The sequence below is a fragment of the Chlorogloeopsis sp. ULAP01 genome (genome assembly GCF_030381805.1).
Classification (GTDB): Bacteria; Cyanobacteriota; Cyanobacteriia; order Cyanobacteriales; family Nostocaceae; genus Chlorogloeopsis.
Genome location: NZ_JAUDRH010000004.1, coordinates 88,495 through 107,248, shown reverse-complemented (window position 1 = coordinate 107,248; position 18,754 = coordinate 88,495). Strand labels below are relative to the sequence as shown.

At 41.8% G+C, this 18,754-nt stretch carries 18 protein-coding genes; 9 read left to right on the top strand and 9 right to left on the bottom strand.

Features of this window, described 5'->3' with window-relative positions; genetic code table 11:
• The first annotated feature begins 7 nt into the window (after positions 1 to 7).
• The 3 genes from QUB80_RS09075 (at position 8) to QUB80_RS09065 (ending at position 1,595) form a co-directional block, all read left to right on the top strand.
• Positions 8 to 460, top strand: a complete 453-nt coding sequence (locus tag QUB80_RS09075) for a DUF3531 family protein (RefSeq protein WP_289789181.1) — start codon at positions 8 to 10, stop codon at positions 458 to 460.
• Positions 461 to 468: 8 nt separating this feature from the next.
• Positions 469 to 921, top strand: coding sequence for an NUDIX hydrolase (locus QUB80_RS09070; protein WP_289789180.1), 453 nt, complete (start codon positions 469 to 471; stop codon positions 919 to 921).
• A 239-nt stretch (positions 922 to 1,160) separates the two neighbouring features.
• Complete coding sequence (locus QUB80_RS09065) at positions 1,161 to 1,595, top strand: NUDIX hydrolase (RefSeq protein WP_289789179.1); 435 nt, start codon at positions 1,161 to 1,163, stop codon at positions 1,593 to 1,595.
• Positions 1,596 to 1,665: 70 nt separating this feature from the next.
• Here QUB80_RS09065 and QUB80_RS09060 read toward each other — a convergent pair whose 3' ends face one another.
• Together QUB80_RS09060 and QUB80_RS09055 are read right to left on the bottom strand one after the other, a co-directional pair.
• Positions 1,666 to 3,402 (bottom strand): ABC transporter ATP-binding protein, encoded by a 1,737-nt coding sequence (locus QUB80_RS09060; protein ID WP_289789178.1) that lies wholly within the window; start codon positions 3,400 to 3,402, stop codon positions 1,666 to 1,668.
• Positions 3,403 to 3,449: 47 nt separating this feature from the next.
• On the bottom strand, positions 3,450 to 4,667 hold the full coding sequence (locus QUB80_RS09055) for a lipid-A-disaccharide synthase-related protein (RefSeq protein WP_289789177.1): 1,218 nt from the start codon (positions 4,665 to 4,667) through the stop codon (positions 3,450 to 3,452).
• Between the two features lie 96 nt (positions 4,668 to 4,763).
• On the opposite strand from QUB80_RS09055, the gene QUB80_RS09050 reads away from it, so the two are divergent.
• Positions 4,764 to 4,946 carry a hypothetical protein gene (locus tag QUB80_RS09050; protein ID WP_289789176.1) on the top strand — a complete coding sequence of 61 codons (183 nt, stop codon included), beginning with the start codon at positions 4,764 to 4,766 and terminating at the stop codon, positions 4,944 to 4,946.
• Between the two features lie 155 nt (positions 4,947 to 5,101).
• Here the strand turns inward: QUB80_RS09050 and QUB80_RS09045 are convergent, their stop codons facing one another.
• A complete protein-coding gene (locus QUB80_RS09045) occupies positions 5,102 to 7,891 on the bottom strand; it encodes a glycosyltransferase family 39 protein (protein ID WP_289789175.1) in 2,790 nt (929 codons plus the stop codon).
• A 782-nt stretch (positions 7,892 to 8,673) separates the two neighbouring features.
• On the opposite strand from QUB80_RS09045, the gene QUB80_RS09040 reads away from it, so the two are divergent.
• Both QUB80_RS09040 and QUB80_RS09035 read left to right on the top strand, forming a co-directional pair.
• Complete coding sequence (locus QUB80_RS09040; RefSeq protein WP_289789474.1) at positions 8,674 to 9,789, top strand: LptF/LptG family permease; 1,116 nt, start codon at positions 8,674 to 8,676, stop codon at positions 9,787 to 9,789.
• 104 nt (positions 9,790 to 9,893) lie between these two features.
• On the top strand, positions 9,894 to 10,016 hold the full coding sequence (locus QUB80_RS09035) for a hypothetical protein (RefSeq protein ID WP_277127506.1): 123 nt from the start codon (positions 9,894 to 9,896) through the stop codon (positions 10,014 to 10,016).
• A 67-nt stretch (positions 10,017 to 10,083) separates the two neighbouring features.
• Here the strand turns inward: QUB80_RS09035 and QUB80_RS09030 are convergent, their stop codons facing one another.
• Complete coding sequence (locus QUB80_RS09030) at positions 10,084 to 11,727, bottom strand: ArnT family glycosyltransferase (RefSeq protein ID WP_289789174.1); 1,644 nt, start codon at positions 11,725 to 11,727, stop codon at positions 10,084 to 10,086.
• Positions 11,728 to 11,951: 224 nt separating this feature from the next.
• On the opposite strand from QUB80_RS09030, the gene QUB80_RS09025 reads away from it, so the two are divergent.
• Together QUB80_RS09025 and rsmG are read left to right on the top strand one after the other, a co-directional pair.
• On the top strand, positions 11,952 to 12,074 hold the full coding sequence (locus tag QUB80_RS09025; RefSeq protein ID WP_289789173.1) for a hypothetical protein: 123 nt from the start codon (positions 11,952 to 11,954) through the stop codon (positions 12,072 to 12,074).
• Between the two features lie 68 nt (positions 12,075 to 12,142).
• Positions 12,143 to 12,895 (top strand): 16S rRNA (guanine(527)-N(7))-methyltransferase RsmG, encoded by a 753-nt coding sequence (gene rsmG, locus QUB80_RS09020; RefSeq protein WP_289789172.1) that lies wholly within the window; start codon positions 12,143 to 12,145, stop codon positions 12,893 to 12,895.
• A gap of 85 nt (positions 12,896 to 12,980) precedes the next feature.
• On the opposite strand, the gene QUB80_RS09015 is transcribed toward rsmG, so the two are convergent.
• The 5 genes from QUB80_RS09015 to QUB80_RS08995 form a co-directional block, all read right to left on the bottom strand.
• Complete coding sequence (locus QUB80_RS09015; protein ID WP_289789171.1) at positions 12,981 to 13,772, bottom strand: superoxide dismutase; 792 nt, start codon at positions 13,770 to 13,772, stop codon at positions 12,981 to 12,983.
• 142 nt (positions 13,773 to 13,914) lie between these two features.
• A complete protein-coding gene (locus tag QUB80_RS09010) occupies positions 13,915 to 15,096 on the bottom strand; it encodes an aldo/keto reductase (RefSeq protein ID WP_289789170.1) in 1,182 nt (393 codons plus the stop codon).
• A gap of 246 nt (positions 15,097 to 15,342) precedes the next feature.
• Positions 15,343 to 16,302 (bottom strand): WD40 repeat domain-containing protein, encoded by a 960-nt coding sequence (locus QUB80_RS09005; protein WP_336622316.1) that lies wholly within the window; start codon positions 16,300 to 16,302, stop codon positions 15,343 to 15,345.
• A gap of 214 nt (positions 16,303 to 16,516) precedes the next feature.
• Positions 16,517 to 16,810: a hypothetical protein gene (locus QUB80_RS09000; protein ID WP_289789168.1), complete on the bottom strand. Its 294-nt coding sequence runs from the start codon at positions 16,808 to 16,810 to the stop codon at positions 16,517 to 16,519.
• A gap of 237 nt (positions 16,811 to 17,047) precedes the next feature.
• Positions 17,048 to 17,218: a CAB/ELIP/HLIP family chlorophyll-binding protein gene (locus QUB80_RS08995; protein WP_289789473.1), complete on the bottom strand. Its 171-nt coding sequence runs from the start codon at positions 17,216 to 17,218 to the stop codon at positions 17,048 to 17,050.
• A 396-nt stretch (positions 17,219 to 17,614) separates the two neighbouring features.
• Between QUB80_RS08995 and ald the strand changes: the two genes are divergently transcribed.
• Positions 17,615 to 18,703, top strand: coding sequence for an alanine dehydrogenase (gene ald / locus QUB80_RS08990; protein ID WP_289789167.1), 1,089 nt, complete (start codon positions 17,615 to 17,617; stop codon positions 18,701 to 18,703).
• Positions 18,704 to 18,754: the final 51 nt, after the last annotated feature.

Genomic DNA, 18,754 nt, shown 5'->3' with positions numbered 1-18,754 from the left:
TTAAGGAATGAAAATACAGTTTCGCGAATTTAACCCTTTTGATTTGTGGATTTGGCTAAAATTCAGCACTGTACCTTCTGCACGTGAAAGAGAGTATGTAGAAGAGCTTTTTGATTCTTGGTTTTATCTGGGCAAATTGGGCGCATTTAATGCCGAAAATCTCCAGGTACAGGAGACAGGATTAGATATCAGCTACATGAATTATGATTCAGAAGCATACGATAGAAGCTTGCTAGCACTGATGCACAATAAGGGTGACTTTGAATACCAAGGAGAATGGGCGCGTTGCTGGTTTGACTTAGGAACCTCTGATGCGATCGCTTTAGATATTCTGATTAACGCCATTCAGCAATTGGGTGTGGAGTACGTCACCATTGATGAAGTTTACATCGGCGGCGAGAATCCAGATTGGCCTGTCGAAGAAAGTGAAAGTCGTCCTTCGTTTATCTACGATAACTAGCGATAACAATGGGCAAATCAGGAGAAATTCGCGTCTTAGCCTTGGGATTAATTCGAGATAGCGAGTACGCAAAGCGTACGCTACGCGAACGCCTTTTCATCTCTCAAGGCTACGATAAATTTACGCAGCAAACTTTTTATCGTGCCTTGGGCGGTGGTGTAGACTTTGGTGAAACTAGTTTAGAAGCCCTCAAGCGTGAGTTTAAAGAAGAAATTCAAGCAGAATTAACTAATATTCGCTATTTGGGTTGTTTGGAGAATATATTTATTTATAATGGTCAACCTGGTCACGAAATCATTCAACTTTATGAATGCGATTTTGTTGACCCTAATTTTTATCAATTGGAAAAGATAGTATTTGCTGAAGGTGAACGACAAAAAACAGCTTTGTGGGTAGAGATTAGTCGCTTCAAATCGGGAGAATTAAAGTTAGTTCCAGAGCAGATTTTTGAATTTCTGTGATTGAGTGGACTGACACGACTAAAATTATGCGATAGAAAAGGCTCTTAGTAGCGCTATCTGAGCAGAAGTTGAGGACTACTATAATAGACTTCTAGCAAGCATCACGATCTACGTTAATTACAACCACAAATAAACACAGATGGACACAGATAAAATCTGTGTTTATCGGTGTCTATCTGTGGTCGATTTCTAAAATATGATTTTTGCTTGCCGTTTTAATTCACATTAAAAGTAAATTAATGAAAAAAACAATAAAAATTCGGGTAAAAGTATTTGGATTAATCCGAGATGAAAATCGGATTTTTGTTTCTGAAGATTATGATTCAGTAAAGCAACAAAAATATTATCGTGCCTTGGGTGGCAGTATTGAATTTGGTGAAACTAGCTGTGCCGCACTGGAGAGAGAATTTCAAGAAGAAATCCAAGCAGAATTAAAAAATATTCGCTATCGGGGTTGTCTGGAAAATTTATTTACTCTTGAAGGTAAACCAGGTCACGAAATCGTGCAAGTTTATGAATGCGAGTTTATCAATCCAAAGTTTTATCAGTTGCAGGAATTAGTTTTCGTTGAACCAACACATAATTCTCAACACAAAGCTCTTTGGATAGATATTGCTCGCGTTAAATCAGGTGAATTGAGGTTAGGGCCTGAGGATTTTTGTGATTATTTATAGACTAATAGCGGTTCACTTAAGCCTGCAAAGGCAGGCATTGTCTGTGTAGCCGCACCTTTTAAGGTGTCGACTACTGATTTGTAGAGTAGAACTGTTGGGCGTAAAAACGGGCATACCGTCCTCCTTGGGAAAGGAGAGAATCGTGCGTACCAGATTCTACCACTTGTCCTTGTTCTAGTACGAGAATACAGTCAGCGCGACGGACGCTGCTGAGGCGATGGGCAATAATAAAAACCGTACGGTTTTGCATCACTCGCTCAAGCGCCTCTTGAACTAATGCTTCTGATTCAGAATCTAGAGCAGAGGTAGCCTCATCCAAGATCAGAATTCGAGGATCGTTGACAATTGCTCTGGCGATCGCTAATCTTTGGCGTTGTCCTCCAGATAAGTTAACTCCACGCTCGCCTACCCAGCTATGGTAACCCTGGGAAAATTGGGTGATAAAGGAGTGAGCGTTGGCAATTTTTGCCGCTTCCTGAATCGCTTCTAAATCTAATTCTTCCTGACCGTAACCAATGTTTTCGGCGATCGTTCCCGAAAATAGAGTAATATCCTGGGGAACAATCCCGATTTGATGGCGCAAACTGGTTAGTGTCACATCGCGGATATCAATATCATCAATCAAAATTTGACCTGCTTGAGGATCGTAGAAGCGAAGTAAAAGACTAATTAAAGTCGATTTGCCTGCTCCAGAAGTACCAACCAAGGCAATCACATTACCAGGAGAAATTTGCAGGCTGAGATCCTTTAAAACTGGCTGATTGGGATTGTAGGCGAAACTAACATGGCTATACTCTACCTTGCCCATGACTCGTGGCAGCTGTTTTGCATTCGATTTTTCACTCAGACTAGGCTGCTCGGCCATTAATTCAAATATGCGTTCGACAGAGGCTTCAGTCTGTTTAAACTCGTTGTAATTGCTAATCGTTAAATCTATAGGCTGAATAAGTAAAGCTACGGCAGTTAAGAAGCTGACAAATTCTTGCCCGGTGAGATTGCCTTGAGAAATCTGCCATCCTCCCAATAAAAACAGCAGCATAATACTGACTGCTTCCAAAAAACCGACTACAGGAAACTGAATCGCTTTGAGTTGTTGAGTGCGATACTTAGCTAGGCGATTGTGTTCTGCTTCCCGATTGAATCGCTTTACTTCATACCCTTGTGCTGCAAATGCCTGAACAACGCGAATACCGCCAAAGACTTCAGTTAGTAGCGCAGACAAATTGGATACTTGATTTTGACTTTGGCGAGATAACACAAGTAATCGCTGACCAAATTGTCCAATTAACCAAGCCATTATGGGAGCTAATATCAAACCCGCAAGCGTGAGCGGCCAATTCAGGTAGAGCATATAAGCGGGAATAGCAATTAGCTGCAAGATATTGGAAAGAAACTGGTGAGATAACTTATCAACAATCTCGCCTACGCGATCAACATCTTCAGTCAAGCGATAAGTAAGATCACCTGTCTGTGCAGTTTCAAAGTAATCCAATCCGAGTTTGTGCAGGTGGGCATAGACTCGTTTGCGCACGTTCAAAGCCATTTCCAGAGCAGCATCGATCATAAAAATATTCTGCCCGTATTGAAACAGCCCCCGAACCAAAAATACTACAGTGGCTAGTCCGAGCCAGTAGGCAATCTGGTTAACATTTCCCTGACCAATAAAAAAAGCGACTTGCCCTGCTAGATAGGGTAGTAATAAGGTAAACAGCACGTATCCCAAGATACAAGCTACTCCCCGAACTAACAGCGGCCATTGGGGCCACAGATAAGGCAACAATTGCCAGTAGCTAGAGCGGACTTTCATTTTCTCCTTACTTTATTGAGATTCGGTAGCTTGTGCAACAGTTTCTACTAAGTTTCTCCTAGATAGGTTAGCAGAAGGCGGGCAATTCTCTCAGATGCACCAGGCGCGCCAAATCGCTGGCGTCCATTTTCTTGACACTTGGCAAGATAATCTGCATCTTGTAAAGTCTCGACTACTCGTCGAGCCGCTTGTTTGAGAATTTCAGGGGTTGCGGGCTTAGTGCCGATGGTTTGGGCAGAAATGCCTAATAGCCGTGTTTGTGCCTCTGCAAATTGATAGGTGAATTGAGGCCCCTCGCCGGGAATTTGGATCACAGGTTTGCCGATCGCTACTGCTAGATCCACTGCCAATCCCGCCATGCCAATGACGAGGGTAGATTCACAAACAATGTCACTGAAGGCATCTGAGTAACATCTGACTTCTGCAAGTGGTGGTGTGTCAGGAGAACTTCCCACAGGAGAATAAGTGAGTATGCCTTCATTTAGCTGCCAACCTTGAGTTTTAGCAATATCGTCCAGTTGTGCCATCAAATCTGGTACTAAAGCTGCACGAAATTGTACTCCTGGCTCAGGCATGATCTTGGCAATTTCTAACACCAGTTGCAACTGCAAACAGAAATTTCGCACGGCTTCTGGGATGCGCGAGCCTGGTAAGAGAGCGATCGCGGGAATATCTGGTTTGAGGTACAAGTTTTTACCTGTAGGCACAAGCCGATCTAAAGCCGGGATGCCACCAAACTGAGCTTTAGTTAAACCTTGTTTGTTTAGATCTTGGGCTGTATAAGGATCTCTGGTTACAACTGCCAGACATCGAGAAGAATTAAGATCGTGCCACAGAAGCGGATTGAGACGCAATCGCCCTTCGTAGAGGGCAGAAAGACAAGAGATAAAAGAGACAAAAGGGCGTTTCGTTAAGTAAGCGAATGTCTGAGAGACGACATCCCCAGTAGCCATAATCAAATCGCAGTTGGGAGCATACTGCAACACCGCTTGTAATTGCCGCCATGTTAACCCTATTAACCCCGATTGAAAATCTTTGAGCAAATAGAGGCGTCTCATGTAGAAGAATCCCCCAGAGGGCATTCTTTGGGTTGGGCCAATAATGGGGATGTTCAAGCTGCGGTAGGCTTTTCCTTCCCCCACAATTGGCATTGCTGCCATGTCAAGAGCAGGACACAATTGGCGCAAAGTTTGAATAACATGAGAGGTATGATTATCCTCTCCATGACCGTTACTAATAAATAAGATTCGCTTAGAAGAAGGCATTTTGGAGTTTTAATAGCAAAAGAAAAAAATGGTTGCTAAATATAAAATGCTTTGTTGTGAGACTTTTAGCCATTCCGCAGATCGGCAAAGAAATTCATGGTATTTTTACTCATGACACCATCAGCCCCACAAATCAGAGTACAAGATATTGACCACTGTGGTATAGTCGCTGGAATTATCGAAAATGTGCCGCGAGGTTGGGGATTGGTGACTGGGGACTGGGTACTGGGTACTGGGGATTGGGAAGAGGAGACGGGGACAAGGATATTGAACTTCTGAGGGTGAAGTTTGAGCTTCTGAAGCTGAAAGTTGAACTTCTGAGGGTGAAGTTTGAGCTTCTGAAGCTGAAAGTTGAACTTCTAATCTCAAAGTTCCAGTTTCTCCCCCTCTCCTCTACTCCTATGCCCAATGCCCAATGCCCAATGCCCCATGCCCTAATCCCCAGTCCCTAGCCTCTGGTAAATCTGCCATGCTTGAATTACTTTTCCTTGCATGAGCGCAGCTACTCCATTCAATGCTTGAATCTCCTGTGAATCAGGATTTTTAGTCAAACTCGGTTGCAGAGATTTTTCCGCTGCTCTTGGCTGCCAGTTATAGAGTTGGACAAATGCTAAATATGCCCAAGCGTAAGGATTTTCTGAGTCTAATTGAGTTACTTGTTCTAGGGCAGCGATCGCACCACTGACTCTTTTTTGCAACACGTTTGCTAAAGCCAAAGCATAAGCCCAATCACGATTTTGCGAATCCTGTTGCAATCGATATTCTAAACTCAATCGCGCTTGTTCTAAATAATCTTGGATGGGGTCGTATTGATTGATACGTCCAATTTCTGCAAACAATTGCTCTAATGCCTTTGTACCCTTTGGTAAAGTTGCCGCCAATACACGTAATTGTGTAAGTAAATCCAACTCTGGCGCACTTGTCGGGACTGCTTCTGGCTCAACTTGCAGAGTTATTTTTGGTACAGGGATTGAATAAGTTTCCCCAGAAACACGGTTAAGGTACATCGCTTCTAAAGTGTAATTTCCTGGCGTCACATCAGCAGGTGGTAGCATTGCTAATCTTTCAATAACTCGGAATGTACCTTGAGGTTTGTTTGCGCCTGCATGTAAATTTCCCATGCCGATACCGTGATCGTGTATCCATAATTTCTCCCCTGCAAGTTCCCTCCTTTCCCGCTCGGAGAGGTTTCGCCAAGTTAACAACACGATACCGTTTTGCAATTCTTCCCAAGAACCATTCCACTCATAAGTTACGGGTACTGGCACTTGTGGTGGGGCTTTTTCCGGTACCGTCACTTGTAACAAAGCAATCTGAGCTTGTGGTTGTTGAGAAATCTGTTTGACTTCTACTGGCGGTGTTTTTTGATGATAAAGCTTGAGAGTGGTGCCACCGGAATTCCAAGTTTTGTGAAGTTGAAAATTACCATCTTCCTCGACAGTTTTAACCATCAGAGCTTGAGCTTTCGGGACTGAACCTTGTTTGCCACTTTTGCTTAGAAACCACGAAAGCGATCGCGCATCCTGTTGGACAAACTTCTTTTTGACTCCTACCTGTCTACCGTAAACTTGGAAATTTGCCAGCCTTCCATAATAATTCAAATTGTGTTGATTAATTTTTTTCGTTGATGGTAACACTCCCAAAGTAGAACGCAAATATGGTTCTGTTTCAACGATTTGGGCTATTACTTGGGGCAGTGGTAACTCTTCTTTCATATTAGGGAACTGCCGGGCATTTGGACTCAAAGCAAGTGTAATGCCATTACCAATAAATCCTCCAATGGGAAATAGGTTGAACAACATTAAAAGCACTGCTAAACCAAAAGTACCCCAACGAATCCGCTGTCCCCACAAACTACGAAGACGAGTTAACCCATATGCTAAAACTACTGTTAGTACTGGTAAATAAGGCAATACATAACGGTCATCTTTATTTGGGTTTAGTGATGACAGTAAATAAGCGCCTATCCAAAATATTGCCAACCATTTCAGGCTCCAGGCAGGGGACACGGGGAAACAAGAGGACGCGGGGACACGGGGACGCGGGGACACGGGGAATTTTTCTTTCTCCGCCTCATCTACCGCAGTCAGTCCCCAATAAAGTAGTAAAGCAAATATTGGTATAAGTAATAACGGCCAAGAAACTTGAGCGGGCAATTGATGCCAGTAATAAGTCCAGGCTTCCAGCGTATTTAAAGGTGGATCGTCTTCAGCAATGGCAGAATCTATCGTTGCCCGTTTGCCAGAAGTGAGAATAATTAACCAATTGGCACGATACCAAGGAGCAAATACCAAGGTTGATAATAATAAAGCGCCAAGCAACTGCGCCAGTTGTCCCCAACGGCGTTGACGAAGTGAGGTCAACCCAACCCATGCGATCGGTGTGAATAGAAAGAATAACGCCGTTTGCTTTACCAATAAGGCCAAACCCAAAGATAAACCAAACACTGCTGCCAGGAGGAGAGGAGGGGGAGCAACAGATGAGGGAGATAGGGAAGATGGGGAGGATGGGGAAGAATTTACTCTTATCAATTCCTCACCTCCCTCAACTCCTTGTCTCCTTGTCTCCTTGTCGCTATTTCCTTCTGCCTTCTGCCCTCTGACTTGAAAGAGGGTGTAGGGGTATAAGGGTTTAGGGGTGTAGGGGAAAGAATCCTCTTTCATACTTGGTGGTGTACGAAGTTCATAGGGACTGCCTTCTGCCTTCTTAAGTGTGACTTGCCAAAGCGTGAAGCAAAAAAAACTGAAGGTGACAGCAGATGTTAGAGGATAATCAAGGAGAAAATTTAGACGTAATACATAAAGAGCGGGGATGACTTGGCAGAGTGCAGCTGCCCATAAGCCTACAGTACTGTTAAACAAGGCTGTGCCTAATCCATAGACTGAGCCTAGTAAAATTGCACTGAATAACAACATTACTAGTGCAGCTTGATCGGGGCCAGTGCCAAATATATTCTGTACAACAGCTGCAAGAATGTAAGTTAAAGGCGGTATTTTAGAAGAAATCGTCCAAAAACTTTGCCACCACTCGCTATCCCACCATTGAGGGTTTTGCAGCGCTTGCCAATAATTCAACGTACCAGTTAAATAATCTGCCTGATCCCAAGCTGGAATGGAGCGATCTAAGGCGAACCAGATGCGATCGCATACTGCACCTAATAACCAAATAATGCCCAATATCAGTAAATTTTTGCAGCCTTTGCTTGGATATTTTTGATGACTCATAAGCTAGGAGGTTGTGTTTCTAAATTGGTGACGCCTGCTAGCAATAACGCAAGAGCGCATTCGCAAAGCCTAGAGGATTAACCCAGTCCCATTTGGCAGCATTGGCACAAAAAGCTACCTACTGGCAAATACCTATTATCTACTGCCGGGAGGGAAATAAATAAACCGCTATCAAACGCGATCGCTTCAAAATCAGATATTGTTCCCTCAAGGGGCAAATTTTACCTACAAAGTACCAGTAGAAACACAACCGTAGGCAGGTAGTTTTTGTGGCTCTTCAAATCGCATCTACAGTTGGGCCAACAAATTACCATGTTTCCCTACTCATATACTTACTTAACCTACTTACTTAACTATTGATAAATTTTATGACTAATTTAGTTTAGAAGCCTGCAAGCACGAGTTGCAAGAAGAAATTCAAGCATAATTAACTTATATTCGCTATTTGGACTGCTTAGAGAATATATTTATAATGGTCAGCGCAGTCACGAAATAATTTAAATTTGTCAATGTGATTTTGTTAACCATAACTTTTATCAAGTAGAACAGATAGTATTTGCTAAAAAAGATAGTGATTGCTAAAGTAAACGACAAAAAACAAGGATTAGCTTTTTGGACAAAAACTGGGAGCGAGTTTTTTGACAACTTTGGGATTACTTGTTTGCTGATGAGGGGGAACTTTTTGTTCCAACATCTCGATGATTAGCCTGGAGAAAAGTTATTAACTAATGGCTAAATACAAATTTTTCTATACCCTCAATTCGCTGCTGCCATTTTCCATAATGGATCGCTACTTGGCTAGCGAACTACTGCCACCATTTTTATTTGGTGTTGGGGCTTTTTCTTCCATCGGTGTTACAATCGACACTGCTTTTGACCTAGTCAGGAAAATAATAGAATCAGGGCTACCAATAGGCATTGCCTTGAAAGTTTTTTTATTGAAATTTCCTGAGTTTGCTGTTTTAGCTTTGCCTATGTCCACGCTCCTTGCTACTCTGATGACTTACAGTCGTCTATCTAGCGAGAGTGAGTTAATTGCCCTACGTGGTTGTGGGGTCAGCACTTATCGCATGGTGTTGACTGCTGTAATCATGAGTTTTTTAGTGACAGTATTAACGTTTGTATTTAACGAGCAGATTGTACCAGCAGCTAATTATCAAGCATCTCTAACTCTAGACAAAGTGTTGAAGTCAGATAAGCCAACATTTAAGCAGGAAAATATTTTTTATCCAGAATATCGGTACGTTCAGCAGAATGATGGTGACAAGGAAAAGGTTTTGACACGCTTGTTTTACGCCGACAAGTTTGATGGTAAACAGATGAAAGGCTTGACTATTATCGATCGATCGCAAGAAGGTCTCAATCAAATTGTTGTGGCTGAATCATCTCAATGGAATCCAACTCAAAGTGTCTGGGATTTCTACAACGGTACTATCTATTTAATCGCCCCCGATCGCTCTTATCGCAATATTGTCAGGTTTGAAAAACAACAGCTTAAACTACCCCGCACAGCATTAGATGTGGCACAAAGAAGCCGTGACTACGGTGAGATGAACATTATCCAATCGCTAGAACAATTGGAATTAGAACGTCTCGGTGGTGATGAGCAAAAGATTCGCAAACTCCAAGTGCGGATTCAACAAAAATTTTCTTTGCCTTTTATCTGTGTGGTTTTTGGTTTAGTTGGTGCGGCGATGGGAAGCATACCCCAACGGACTGGGCGAGGCACAAGTTTTGGTGTCAGCGTTATAGTGATATTTACTTATTATTTGTTCTATTTTATTACTGGTGCTATGGCACAGGCAAAAATCCTTTCTCCCTTTATGGGAGCTTGGTTGCCCAACTTTGTGTTTTTGGGAGTAGGTATATTTTTATTGAGGCGAGTCACGCGATCTTAACTAGAAACTGAGGTAGAGGTAATAACCCAAAGGTGTGGGTAAGAAGAAGTTGAATCGCTAATCCAAATTTCTAACAGGTAAAAGGGACTGGGGACTGGGTACTCGTGACTGGGAATTGGGTGGAAAGCGGAAAAATTATGGAAGGGGCTTTAAACCCCTCCCAAATTTTGCAACCTCCCCCAGTACCCAGTACCCAGTACCGGGAGCGGCGTTCCTCCCCCACCTAAAGGTGGGCGATCAGTGGGGGACTCCTCGCCGCTACCTGTTGATAAACAAACCACAATCAACTCCTCGTCAAATCCCGTAAGAACGGGGATAGGGCTTGAGGAGTTTCTTAGCCTGATAAATATAAATGACGTTGGTAACTACACCACCTCGTCGAATCGATACTGTTTCGAGCTCAATTAGGCTGCTAAAGTAAGTTCGATAGCTAGCCATCAAGTCTTTTCTGTGATTAAAAGAGGCAGTAGTGATATACAGAGCATCTTTTCCCAACCATTGATCGGCCCTTGACCAAAAAGCAAAGCCACGTAAATCTTTACCAATGTCAAAACAAGTAATCGGTATTTGAGCTAGAGGTCTAAGGGACATGGCAATCGGCCCACCCAGGTAATAGCGATTGGTGAATATAAAGTTAGAGTTCTCTAACGCCGCACGCAGGACAGGAGATTCAGCAAAGCCGCGCCGTAGTTGCTGAATATCAATTAATTCTGTAGAGGGATCGTCTTTGGGGGGTAAAAACCCTCCCATCAAAGCGTATTGGCTGGGCTTTTGTAATATTCCTGCTGTCACTTGGAGCAGAAGAATAAATAAAATGGTGGCAACCATAATCCCTGAACCTAAAAGCCATCGCCGCACCCGAAGTCGGGATTGCTGCTCCCAGATGACTGCCCGTTGTCCTAAGAGTAAAGTAATTCCCCAAAATCCTGGCATCGGCCAAGCTGGCAAAATTTGCCGATATCCCCCCAGGACTGTAAATCCCAAAATCAGGGGCAGAGAAACCCATAAAATCAATAGTTCACAAGCCTCTAAATCTCTCCCATAGTTTGGTGATTTCCTAGAAAAAAGTTGAGTTATTCGAGCCAGGGCTGATTGCAAACTCACCCACCACAGCGGTAATCCAATGGTTGGGAACAGGTAAACTACTCCAGCTAAACTGACGGCTCCTACACTCAGCAGATTGTAGCCGCTTTTGGGTACCGCTCGCTGTGATTGAAAACTAAAGGACACCCAATTATGCTGCATATTCCAAAACAATATTGGCAAGATAGTTATGACAAATAAACCTAATCCTAACCATGCCCAAGGAGAGCGGACTACACAGCGATGAGGTGGACTTGTTAAACAAAAACCAATTAGCCCCAGACCCAAAATAAAACCGTGATATTTGCTTAGGCAGGCTAATCCAACTAGGATACCAAGGTAGCTTAAGCGATAACTAGGGACATACTTCACAAGGCTTTGCTTTTGAGTTCGAGGCTGCCGAAAAAATTCATTGGCTGCACAATATAAACTGGCTGACCAAAAAAACATCAGTGGGCTGTCAGGTAGGCTGAGGATGCCAAAGCCAACTAGAAAAATTGGACTTATGGTAGCGATCGCCAATGTTAGGTTGGCAGCCTTGTCAGAAAATAGTCTTTTGCTAGCCAGATACAATAGCACCAAACTGCCTGTGTACAAAATCAGCGCTCCCAGGCGAATCGTGAATTGGGATACATCTCCAGTCAACCACGGTCCAAAACCAGTTGTGAGTGCAACCAGAACTGGATGATCGAAATAACTCCAGTCCAGATGCAGGCTGTAAAGATAGTAGTAAGCTTCATCAAAGGTAGGGTAAAGCCAGAAAGCAAGGAAGCCTCGAAACAGCAGTCCCCCAAACAGCAAAAAAAATACTGACAAATTAGTTTTTTGCGCTAACAATTTCTGAGCTATTTGCATTTACTTGAATTCTTACCCAAAATATTTTGGCTGGCTGTATGCTTGCACTAAATCCACTATTTGCTTAAACATCTGGTGATTATATGCCACACAACCGTTTGAAATCTTCCGTTTTTCAGTTTTTCCGTTAAGCTAGGTCATTTATGCTACCATTTCTACTTGCTTCTCTCATCTGATTTGGGCCTTTTTTTGGATTGGTGACAAATAGTAGTAATTTTATTTTTATGAAAATGGTTCAGCAAGAACAGCCTGTTTATGAATTATCTGATGAATATACCCTCAAACGCAGTCATGATTTGTACACGGTTTTGAGAATTTTAAAACGACTGAGTCAGTTATTTATTTAAGGAAATTAATTAGTTATTTTTAGATAAAACTATTTTGTAGCAAAATTGTAGCGATCGCTTTTTTAATTGTGAACAACTTGACTTTGCCTTATTTGCCTCAAATGCCAGAAATTTGGCAATCTACTCTCAATTGGCAACCAACAGCCCAGCAGCAAGAACAATTCCAAAGATTGTATGAATCAATCTTAGAGGGTAATCAAAAGCTGAACCTAACTCGCATCACTGCCCCTGAGGAATTTTGGGAAAAGCATCTTTGGGATTCTTTACGGGGAATCGCCCCTTTGTTGAAAGATGAGAAATTAGGGGAAGCTAGTTCTCCTACTTGTGTTGATATTGGTACAGGTGCGGGTTTTCCAGGAATTCCAGTCGCAATTGCTTTACCCGATTGCACGATTACCCTTTTGGACTCTACTCGAAAAAAAATGGCTTTTCTGGAGCAAGTAGTGTCTGCACTTGAGCTTAATAATGTCAAAACTCTAACAGGCAGAGCTGAAGAAATAGGACAACAATCTCAACACCGCCAACAATATGACATGGCATTAATTCGCGCTGTTGGGGCAGCCTCAGTTTGTGCTGAATATACTCTACCACTGCTCAAACAAGGCGGTTTAGCAATAGTTTACCGGGGTAACTGGACGGAGGATGAAAACACTGCAATGGAAAATGCAGTTCAGCAACTGGGTGGTGTGATTGAATCAATCGAAAAATTCACAACTCCCTTAAGTAATAGCATCCGCCACTGTCTTTACTTACGCAAAGTTGCAACTACACCAGCTCAATTTCCCCGTGCGGCTGGTATACCCACACAAAAACCTCTGTAAAGCCATCTTTTGTCCTTTTTTGTTTGCATTCACAATTAAAACAGGACAAAAGACGAATACTAGTTTTTACTGGTTAATTAGCTTTCTAAGCTTTTTGGGCATCTGCAAAACGCCTGTTAATCTCATCCCAATTCACAACATTCCACCAAGCATTTAAATAGTCGGCACGGCGGTTTTGGTACTTCAGATAATAGGCGTGTTCCCACAAGTCATTACCCATAATTGGATATTTGCCTTCACTGAGGGGAGTATCTTGATTGCCTGTAGTCATAATCTCAAGCCTGCCATTTGGGTTGCGAACAAGCCAAACCCAACCACTACCAAAACGCTTAGTACCAGCTTCATTAAACTGCTTTTTAAAATTTTCAAAACTGCCAAAGTTTTGTTGAATTGCAGATGCGATCGCTCCTGTTGGTTCTCCGCCACCCTTTTGTTTCATAATTCTCCAAAACATCGAGTGGTTGATATGACCACCACCATTATTACGTACTGATGTGCGAATATCTTCTGGCACGCTATTGAGGTCACGTAATAAATCTTCAACACTTCTATTTTTGAGTTGTGGATACTTCTCTAATGCTGCATTCAGATTTTTGACGTAAGTAGCATGGTGTTTACCATGATGAATGCGCATTGTAGCTGCATCTACGTATGGTTCTAAAGCTGTGGGTGCATAAGGTAAAGGTGGGAGTTTAACCTCTCCTACACTACTTGCAATAGTTGTAGTTGATTCAGTAGTGGCAGTAGCTAAGTTAGAAGTAGCAGTAGTTGTTGAGGTGGCAGCCAGATCATCTTCAGCCGAAGTACAACCATAGAAGGCAGCAGCACTAGCACTTGCTCCAAGTAAAAATAAGAAATGCCGACGATTAAGAGTCATGTTAGCCAACGAAACCAATAAATCGGTGAAATTTGTTTGCAGTTTTTATTTTCTTAGATAAACTCACCGATTCATAGATATTTCGGACGCAGATGCGATTAATTAATCACATCTTTAAACTTTACAAGAGTTAATATGTTAACTAGCTCCGTGACAAACGTTGTACTGCCTCACCACCTAAAAGCTGATGTGCTTGCATAAGGAAGTGAGGAATTTTGTCAGCATGGGGGCTACGGGAAAGACATTGTCCCAAGTCTAGTTTATCTATTTGGTCTGCTTGATTACCGGGAAGCCAATGACCAGCATTACCAAGTAGGTTGTAGCGCATTTTAGCGTAATCAACTAGATCGTAGGCGATCGCTAAATTTCTCAACCACAAAATTACAGGAATATTAACTTGTCCGGGTGTTTCTTTATAGGTAGGTAAATTGACGTGCCAAGTTTTAACCCAGTCTTCTCCTAAAGTTGCTATGGCTTGTTGCTCTAATCTTGCTAAAATTGGTGGCAACATACTTGAGGCATGATCTAACAACTCTAAAGTTTTCAGGTGTTCATCGAAGTCTGATGGTTTTGCTGCACCTAAACTGAGAGTATGCACCTGAGAATGGCTTAAACAAAATAGATCGTTAAACATTATCGGACTCAAGGGAGCACAAAGTTTAACTAACTTTTGTGGCGGATCGTATAACTTCCCACCTTTATCTGATGGACTAATGATAAATACTCCCATATCATGACGGGTTGCAGCTTCAATGGCAGGCCAATTATTTTGATTAATGTAATACCAATGCAGATTAATATAATCGAATTGGTTGGTATTAATTGTCTCAATAATAGTATCTGTCGGCCCGTGGGTAGAAAAGCCAATAAACCTAACTTTTCCCTGTGCTTGCAGTTTTCTTGCTACTTCCAGGCAGCCACCAGAACCAATACTGTAATTTAATAATTCAGTATTATTAATACCGTGTATTCCCAGTAAATCAACATAATCTAGCCGCAGATTTCGTAGTGATTTTTCAAAGTCACGTTGAAATTCTTTGGCATCCGCTTTCGGACTAACTTTAGTCTGTACAATCAGCTGTTCGCGGGGGAACTTAGGCAAAATTCGCCCTAACTGCATCTCAGAAGTTCCATAGCCACGGGCAGTTTCGATGTGATTGATGCCTACTTCAATCGCGCGTTTAATAGTTTTTTCTAGATTTTCCTGGTTGTTTTTGGGAATTTGCCACTGCGGTACATCTTGCCATTGATATTGGTATCTCATCCCACCGCAGGAAAACACAGGCATCTGTAATTCTGTGCGACCAAATCTTCTGTATAGCATTCACTACACAAGTTATAAGTTAACGATGACGAGTTTTGAACTTTTAACTTAATACTTATAAATTTTAACTCCTATTGATAAAGCAAAGCCCCGGCTAGAATTTTAGCTGGGGCATCATTAGCATTGTCGGTTAATGTAGAATCTTAGATGCTAAATCTTAAGAAAGTGTTAAATGTTAAGAAAACTTAGCAATTCGATGCAATTAGCAGAGTTTTGTTAAAGTTTTATGACTTAAGTGTGAATGTTTCAAAGAGTTCGCCAAAGCTTAATTTTTTTGTCGTAACTACCACTAGCAAGTACTTTGCCATCAGGGCTAAAGGCGATCGCGCTCACCCAATCGGAGTGTTGATTGAGTGTATTTAACAATTTTCCTGTGGTTAAATCCCACAGCTTGATACCATCTCTACCAGCACTGGCTAGGGTACGTCCATCTGGGTTGATGGCAATGGCGTTTACCCAGTTGTTATGGGCTGTGAGGAAATGGACTATCTCCCCTGTATTAACTTTCCAGATTTTAATGGTGCGATCGCGACTAGCAGTGACTAGAGTTTGACTATCTGGTGTAAAAGCGATCGCACTAACTGTATCGGTGTGAGCTACAACTTTGCGGATGAGTTTGCTAGAATTCAAATCCCACATTTTAATTACACCCTGATTGTCACCACTTACCAATATTTGACCATCAGGACTAATCGCCATTTCAGAGATGAGATTATCAAAGCGTACTAGAGTAGCGAGTGGACGCTGTTGGATAAAATCCCACAGCTTAATGCCGTCTAAGCCCGCACTAGCAAGAACTTTGCCATCGGGGGTAATAGCAACAGACAAGACATTGCTGGTATGTCCTAGCAAAGAACGATTGAAGTTATGAGTTTTGAGATTCCAAAGATTTATTGTGGTGTCATTACTACAGCTAGCAAGAGTTTTACCATCAGGGGAAATTGCTAATGATTCCACAGTTGTTTTATGGGCTTTGCGAATAATGCCAATTCGCTTACCAGTTTTTGTACTCCACAGACGAATTACACCATCGTTTTCCGCACCACCACTAACAAGAATTTTGCTATTAGGACTGAAGGTGAGAGATTTAACTGTCCCAGAATGTCCTTTGAGAGTGTAAGCTAGTCGATAATTGGCAAAATTTTTGCTTGTTTGAAGATTAGTTTGAACTTCAATAGCTGCATGGGTTGCGATCGGTATAGATATGCTGAAAGTACTTACTATGCCGACTACTAAGCCAATCGTGCTGTAGTAAAAAGATTTATATTGGCAATTATTCATAAATTTAGGATTGGGGGCGAATACCAACGACATACCTTCGGTTGCTTGATACAAAAAATCTACCTACAACTTAGTGATGTAGGTATTTACGATGTATCTATAATTCCCCAATTTCTAATCTAAAATCTCAAATTTAAACTTACTGGGGTGGTTTTTTCTTAGTTATAGTTAGCATTGGTAAAGTTGTACTAGAAGAGCGGGAGGGCAGGTAATGTTGCACTACAGGTTCTTCAGTAATTGGACGACGCTGTTGGCTGCGCCATACTTTCAATAACAGTGTTACCCCTGCTGTTCCCAAACCAAAAGCGAACAATGACCAGCTATCGTCGAATCCACCAATTATCGCATCTACTAAGCCCATCGTAATCAAAACACTAAGTACTGGTTCTTTTCGGTAGGCTGACTTTAAAAAACGAGGCAATACAGCATTCATCACAGCTTGGTTTATTTTAGTTCACCTTATTGTTTAAATTTATCTAGATTCTCTTATCCGCAATTGGCACTCTTTTAGAATAGCCTTTATCATATTATAATTTTCTTGTTTGAACGATACACTGATGCAGCTTTCTTAACTAGTCTGATCACCAGCCGGAAAATCCAGCTGGCTTAAACTTTTGTGTTTAATTAGCTAACGGTCGGCATAACTGTGGATTTGTGCTAATTGCTAATCCTATTTTAGACCCAGCCACGATAAAACCCCTTGGTCAGTGACATATTCAATCACTACCATAAGAATAAAGCCGACCATAGCCGCTCGACCATTTAAACGCTCGGCATATTCATTAAATCCGAATTTTGGCTCCTCTAGTTTGGGAGTTACGCTTGGCTGTGGTTGTGTCATCATTTCAAAAACCTCTATCAGGTATGTAAAAATTTATTAGCGCTTTAACGGCAATACATTTTAAGCTATGCAGCTTGATTGCCGCTTTTACAATTATTTACTATTCTTAATATATTTTAGAAAGACTCTGAAAATCGTCAAGAGTAATTGTTGGAAGTATATTTGGCAATGTCAGGATTAGCCCATACCTAATTTGAAAAACACGATCCACAGTTGTACCAGAAGATAGAAGGCATGAGGTAGAGGGCAAAAAAGTGATTGGACAGTTATGCTGAAGTTATTAATTGCTAATTATTTGTAGAACTGGATATCGGGTATTTTTCGTAGTCTCTGATTCAAAATCCAATAGATGAGACTGACAAACTAAACTAAACAAATATTATTTAGAGGCCGTAAATGGAAATAGGTGTTCCCAAAGAAACTAAGGATCAAGAGTTTCGGGTTGGGTTAAGTCCGTCTAGCGCTAGAGTTTTAAAAGAAAATGGACATACCATTTTTGTGGAAACTCAAGCTGGCGTTGGTGCTGGATTTACAGATGACGATTACACAAGTGTTGGCGCAGAAATTGTTCTGACTCCGGAAGCTGCTTGGAATCGAGACTTAGTGATCAAAGTTAAAGAACCACAATCTAAAGAGTATAAGTTTTTGCAAAAAGGACAAATACTTTTTACATATTTGCACTTAGCTGCTGACAGAAAATTGACAGAGCATTTGATTGATTGTGGTGTGTGTGCGATCGCCTACGAAACAGTTGAACAGAATGGAGCCAACAAATTGCCTCTGCTAACACCGATGAGCATTGTTGCTGGGCGGTTGGCAGTACAATTTGGAGCAAGATTTTTAGAACGTCAGCAAGGTGGTAGAGGTGTTCTTTTAGGCGGTGTTCCTGGAGTTAGTTCCGGCAAAGTGGTTATTTTAGGTGGAGGAGTAGTTGGTACAGAAGCTGCAAAAATTGCTGTCGGCATGGGAGCCAGCGTTCAGATTTTGGATGTGAATGTAGAACGTTTGGGTTATTTGGAAACTTTATTTGGTTCGAGAGTAGAACTGCTCTATAGCAACTCTGCCAATATTGAAGCAACTGTTAGCCAAGCAGATTTATTAATTGGTGCAGTTTTATTGCCAGGACGTAGAGCACCGATCCTCGTCAATCGCAATTTGGTAAAACAAATGCGTTCTGGTTCAGTAATTGTTGATGTGGCAGTAGATCAAGGGGGTTGTGTGGAAACCTTACATGCTACATCTCATACTCAACCAGTTTACATTGAAGAGGGTGTTGTACATTATGGTGTTCCCAATATGCCAGGGGCAGTTCCTTGGACAGCAACTCAAGCTCTTAACAACAGTACTTTACCATATGTATTGCAATTAGCAAATCAGGGTTTGGAAGCATTAAATAATAATCTACCATTGGCTAAGGGGGTGAATGTGCAGAATCATCGCCTAGTACATCCTGCTGTAGCTGAGGTATTTCCGGATTTAGTTTAGGGAATGGTTAGTGGTTAAGTTTTTGACCACTAACTACTATCAACTATCCAC

Excerpts from the sequence above, each read along its gene's own strand:
- QUB80_RS09040 (WP_289789474.1), top strand. The coding sequence starts at position 8,674 with ATGGATCGCTACTTGGCTAGCGAACTACTGCCACCATTTTTATTTGGT.
- QUB80_RS08995 (WP_289789473.1), bottom strand. The coding sequence starts at position 17,218 with ATGACACAACCACAGCCAAGCGTAACTCCCAAACTAGAGGAGCCAAAA.
- ald (WP_289789167.1), top strand. The coding sequence starts at position 17,615 with ATGGAAATAGGTGTTCCCAAAGAAACTAAGGATCAAGAGTTTCGGGTT.
- QUB80_RS09025 (WP_289789173.1), top strand. The coding sequence starts at position 11,952 with ATGAAAATGGTTCAGCAAGAACAGCCTGTTTATGAATTATCTGATGAA.
- QUB80_RS09065 (WP_289789179.1), top strand. The coding sequence starts at position 1,161 with ATGAAAAAAACAATAAAAATTCGGGTAAAAGTATTTGGATTAATCCGA.
- QUB80_RS09000 (WP_289789168.1), bottom strand. The coding sequence starts at position 16,810 with ATGAATGCTGTATTGCCTCGTTTTTTAAAGTCAGCCTACCGAAAAGAA.
- QUB80_RS09060 (WP_289789178.1), bottom strand. The coding sequence starts at position 3,402 with ATGAAAGTCCGCTCTAGCTACTGGCAATTGTTGCCTTATCTGTGGCCC.
- QUB80_RS09075 (WP_289789181.1), top strand. The coding sequence starts at position 8 with ATGAAAATACAGTTTCGCGAATTTAACCCTTTTGATTTGTGGATTTGG.
- QUB80_RS09010 (WP_289789170.1), bottom strand. The coding sequence starts at position 15,096 with ATGCTATACAGAAGATTTGGTCGCACAGAATTACAGATGCCTGTGTTT.
- QUB80_RS09050 (WP_289789176.1), top strand. The coding sequence starts at position 4,764 with ATGGTATTTTTACTCATGACACCATCAGCCCCACAAATCAGAGTACAA.
- QUB80_RS09015 (WP_289789171.1), bottom strand. The coding sequence starts at position 13,772 with ATGACTCTTAATCGTCGGCATTTCTTATTTTTACTTGGAGCAAGTGCT.
- QUB80_RS09070 (WP_289789180.1), top strand. The coding sequence starts at position 469 with ATGGGCAAATCAGGAGAAATTCGCGTCTTAGCCTTGGGATTAATTCGA.
- QUB80_RS09030 (WP_289789174.1), bottom strand. The coding sequence starts at position 11,727 with ATGCAAATAGCTCAGAAATTGTTAGCGCAAAAAACTAATTTGTCAGTA.
- QUB80_RS09055 (WP_289789177.1), bottom strand. The coding sequence starts at position 4,667 with ATGCCTTCTTCTAAGCGAATCTTATTTATTAGTAACGGTCATGGAGAG.
- QUB80_RS09045 (WP_289789175.1), bottom strand. The coding sequence starts at position 7,891 with ATGAGTCATCAAAAATATCCAAGCAAAGGCTGCAAAAATTTACTGATA.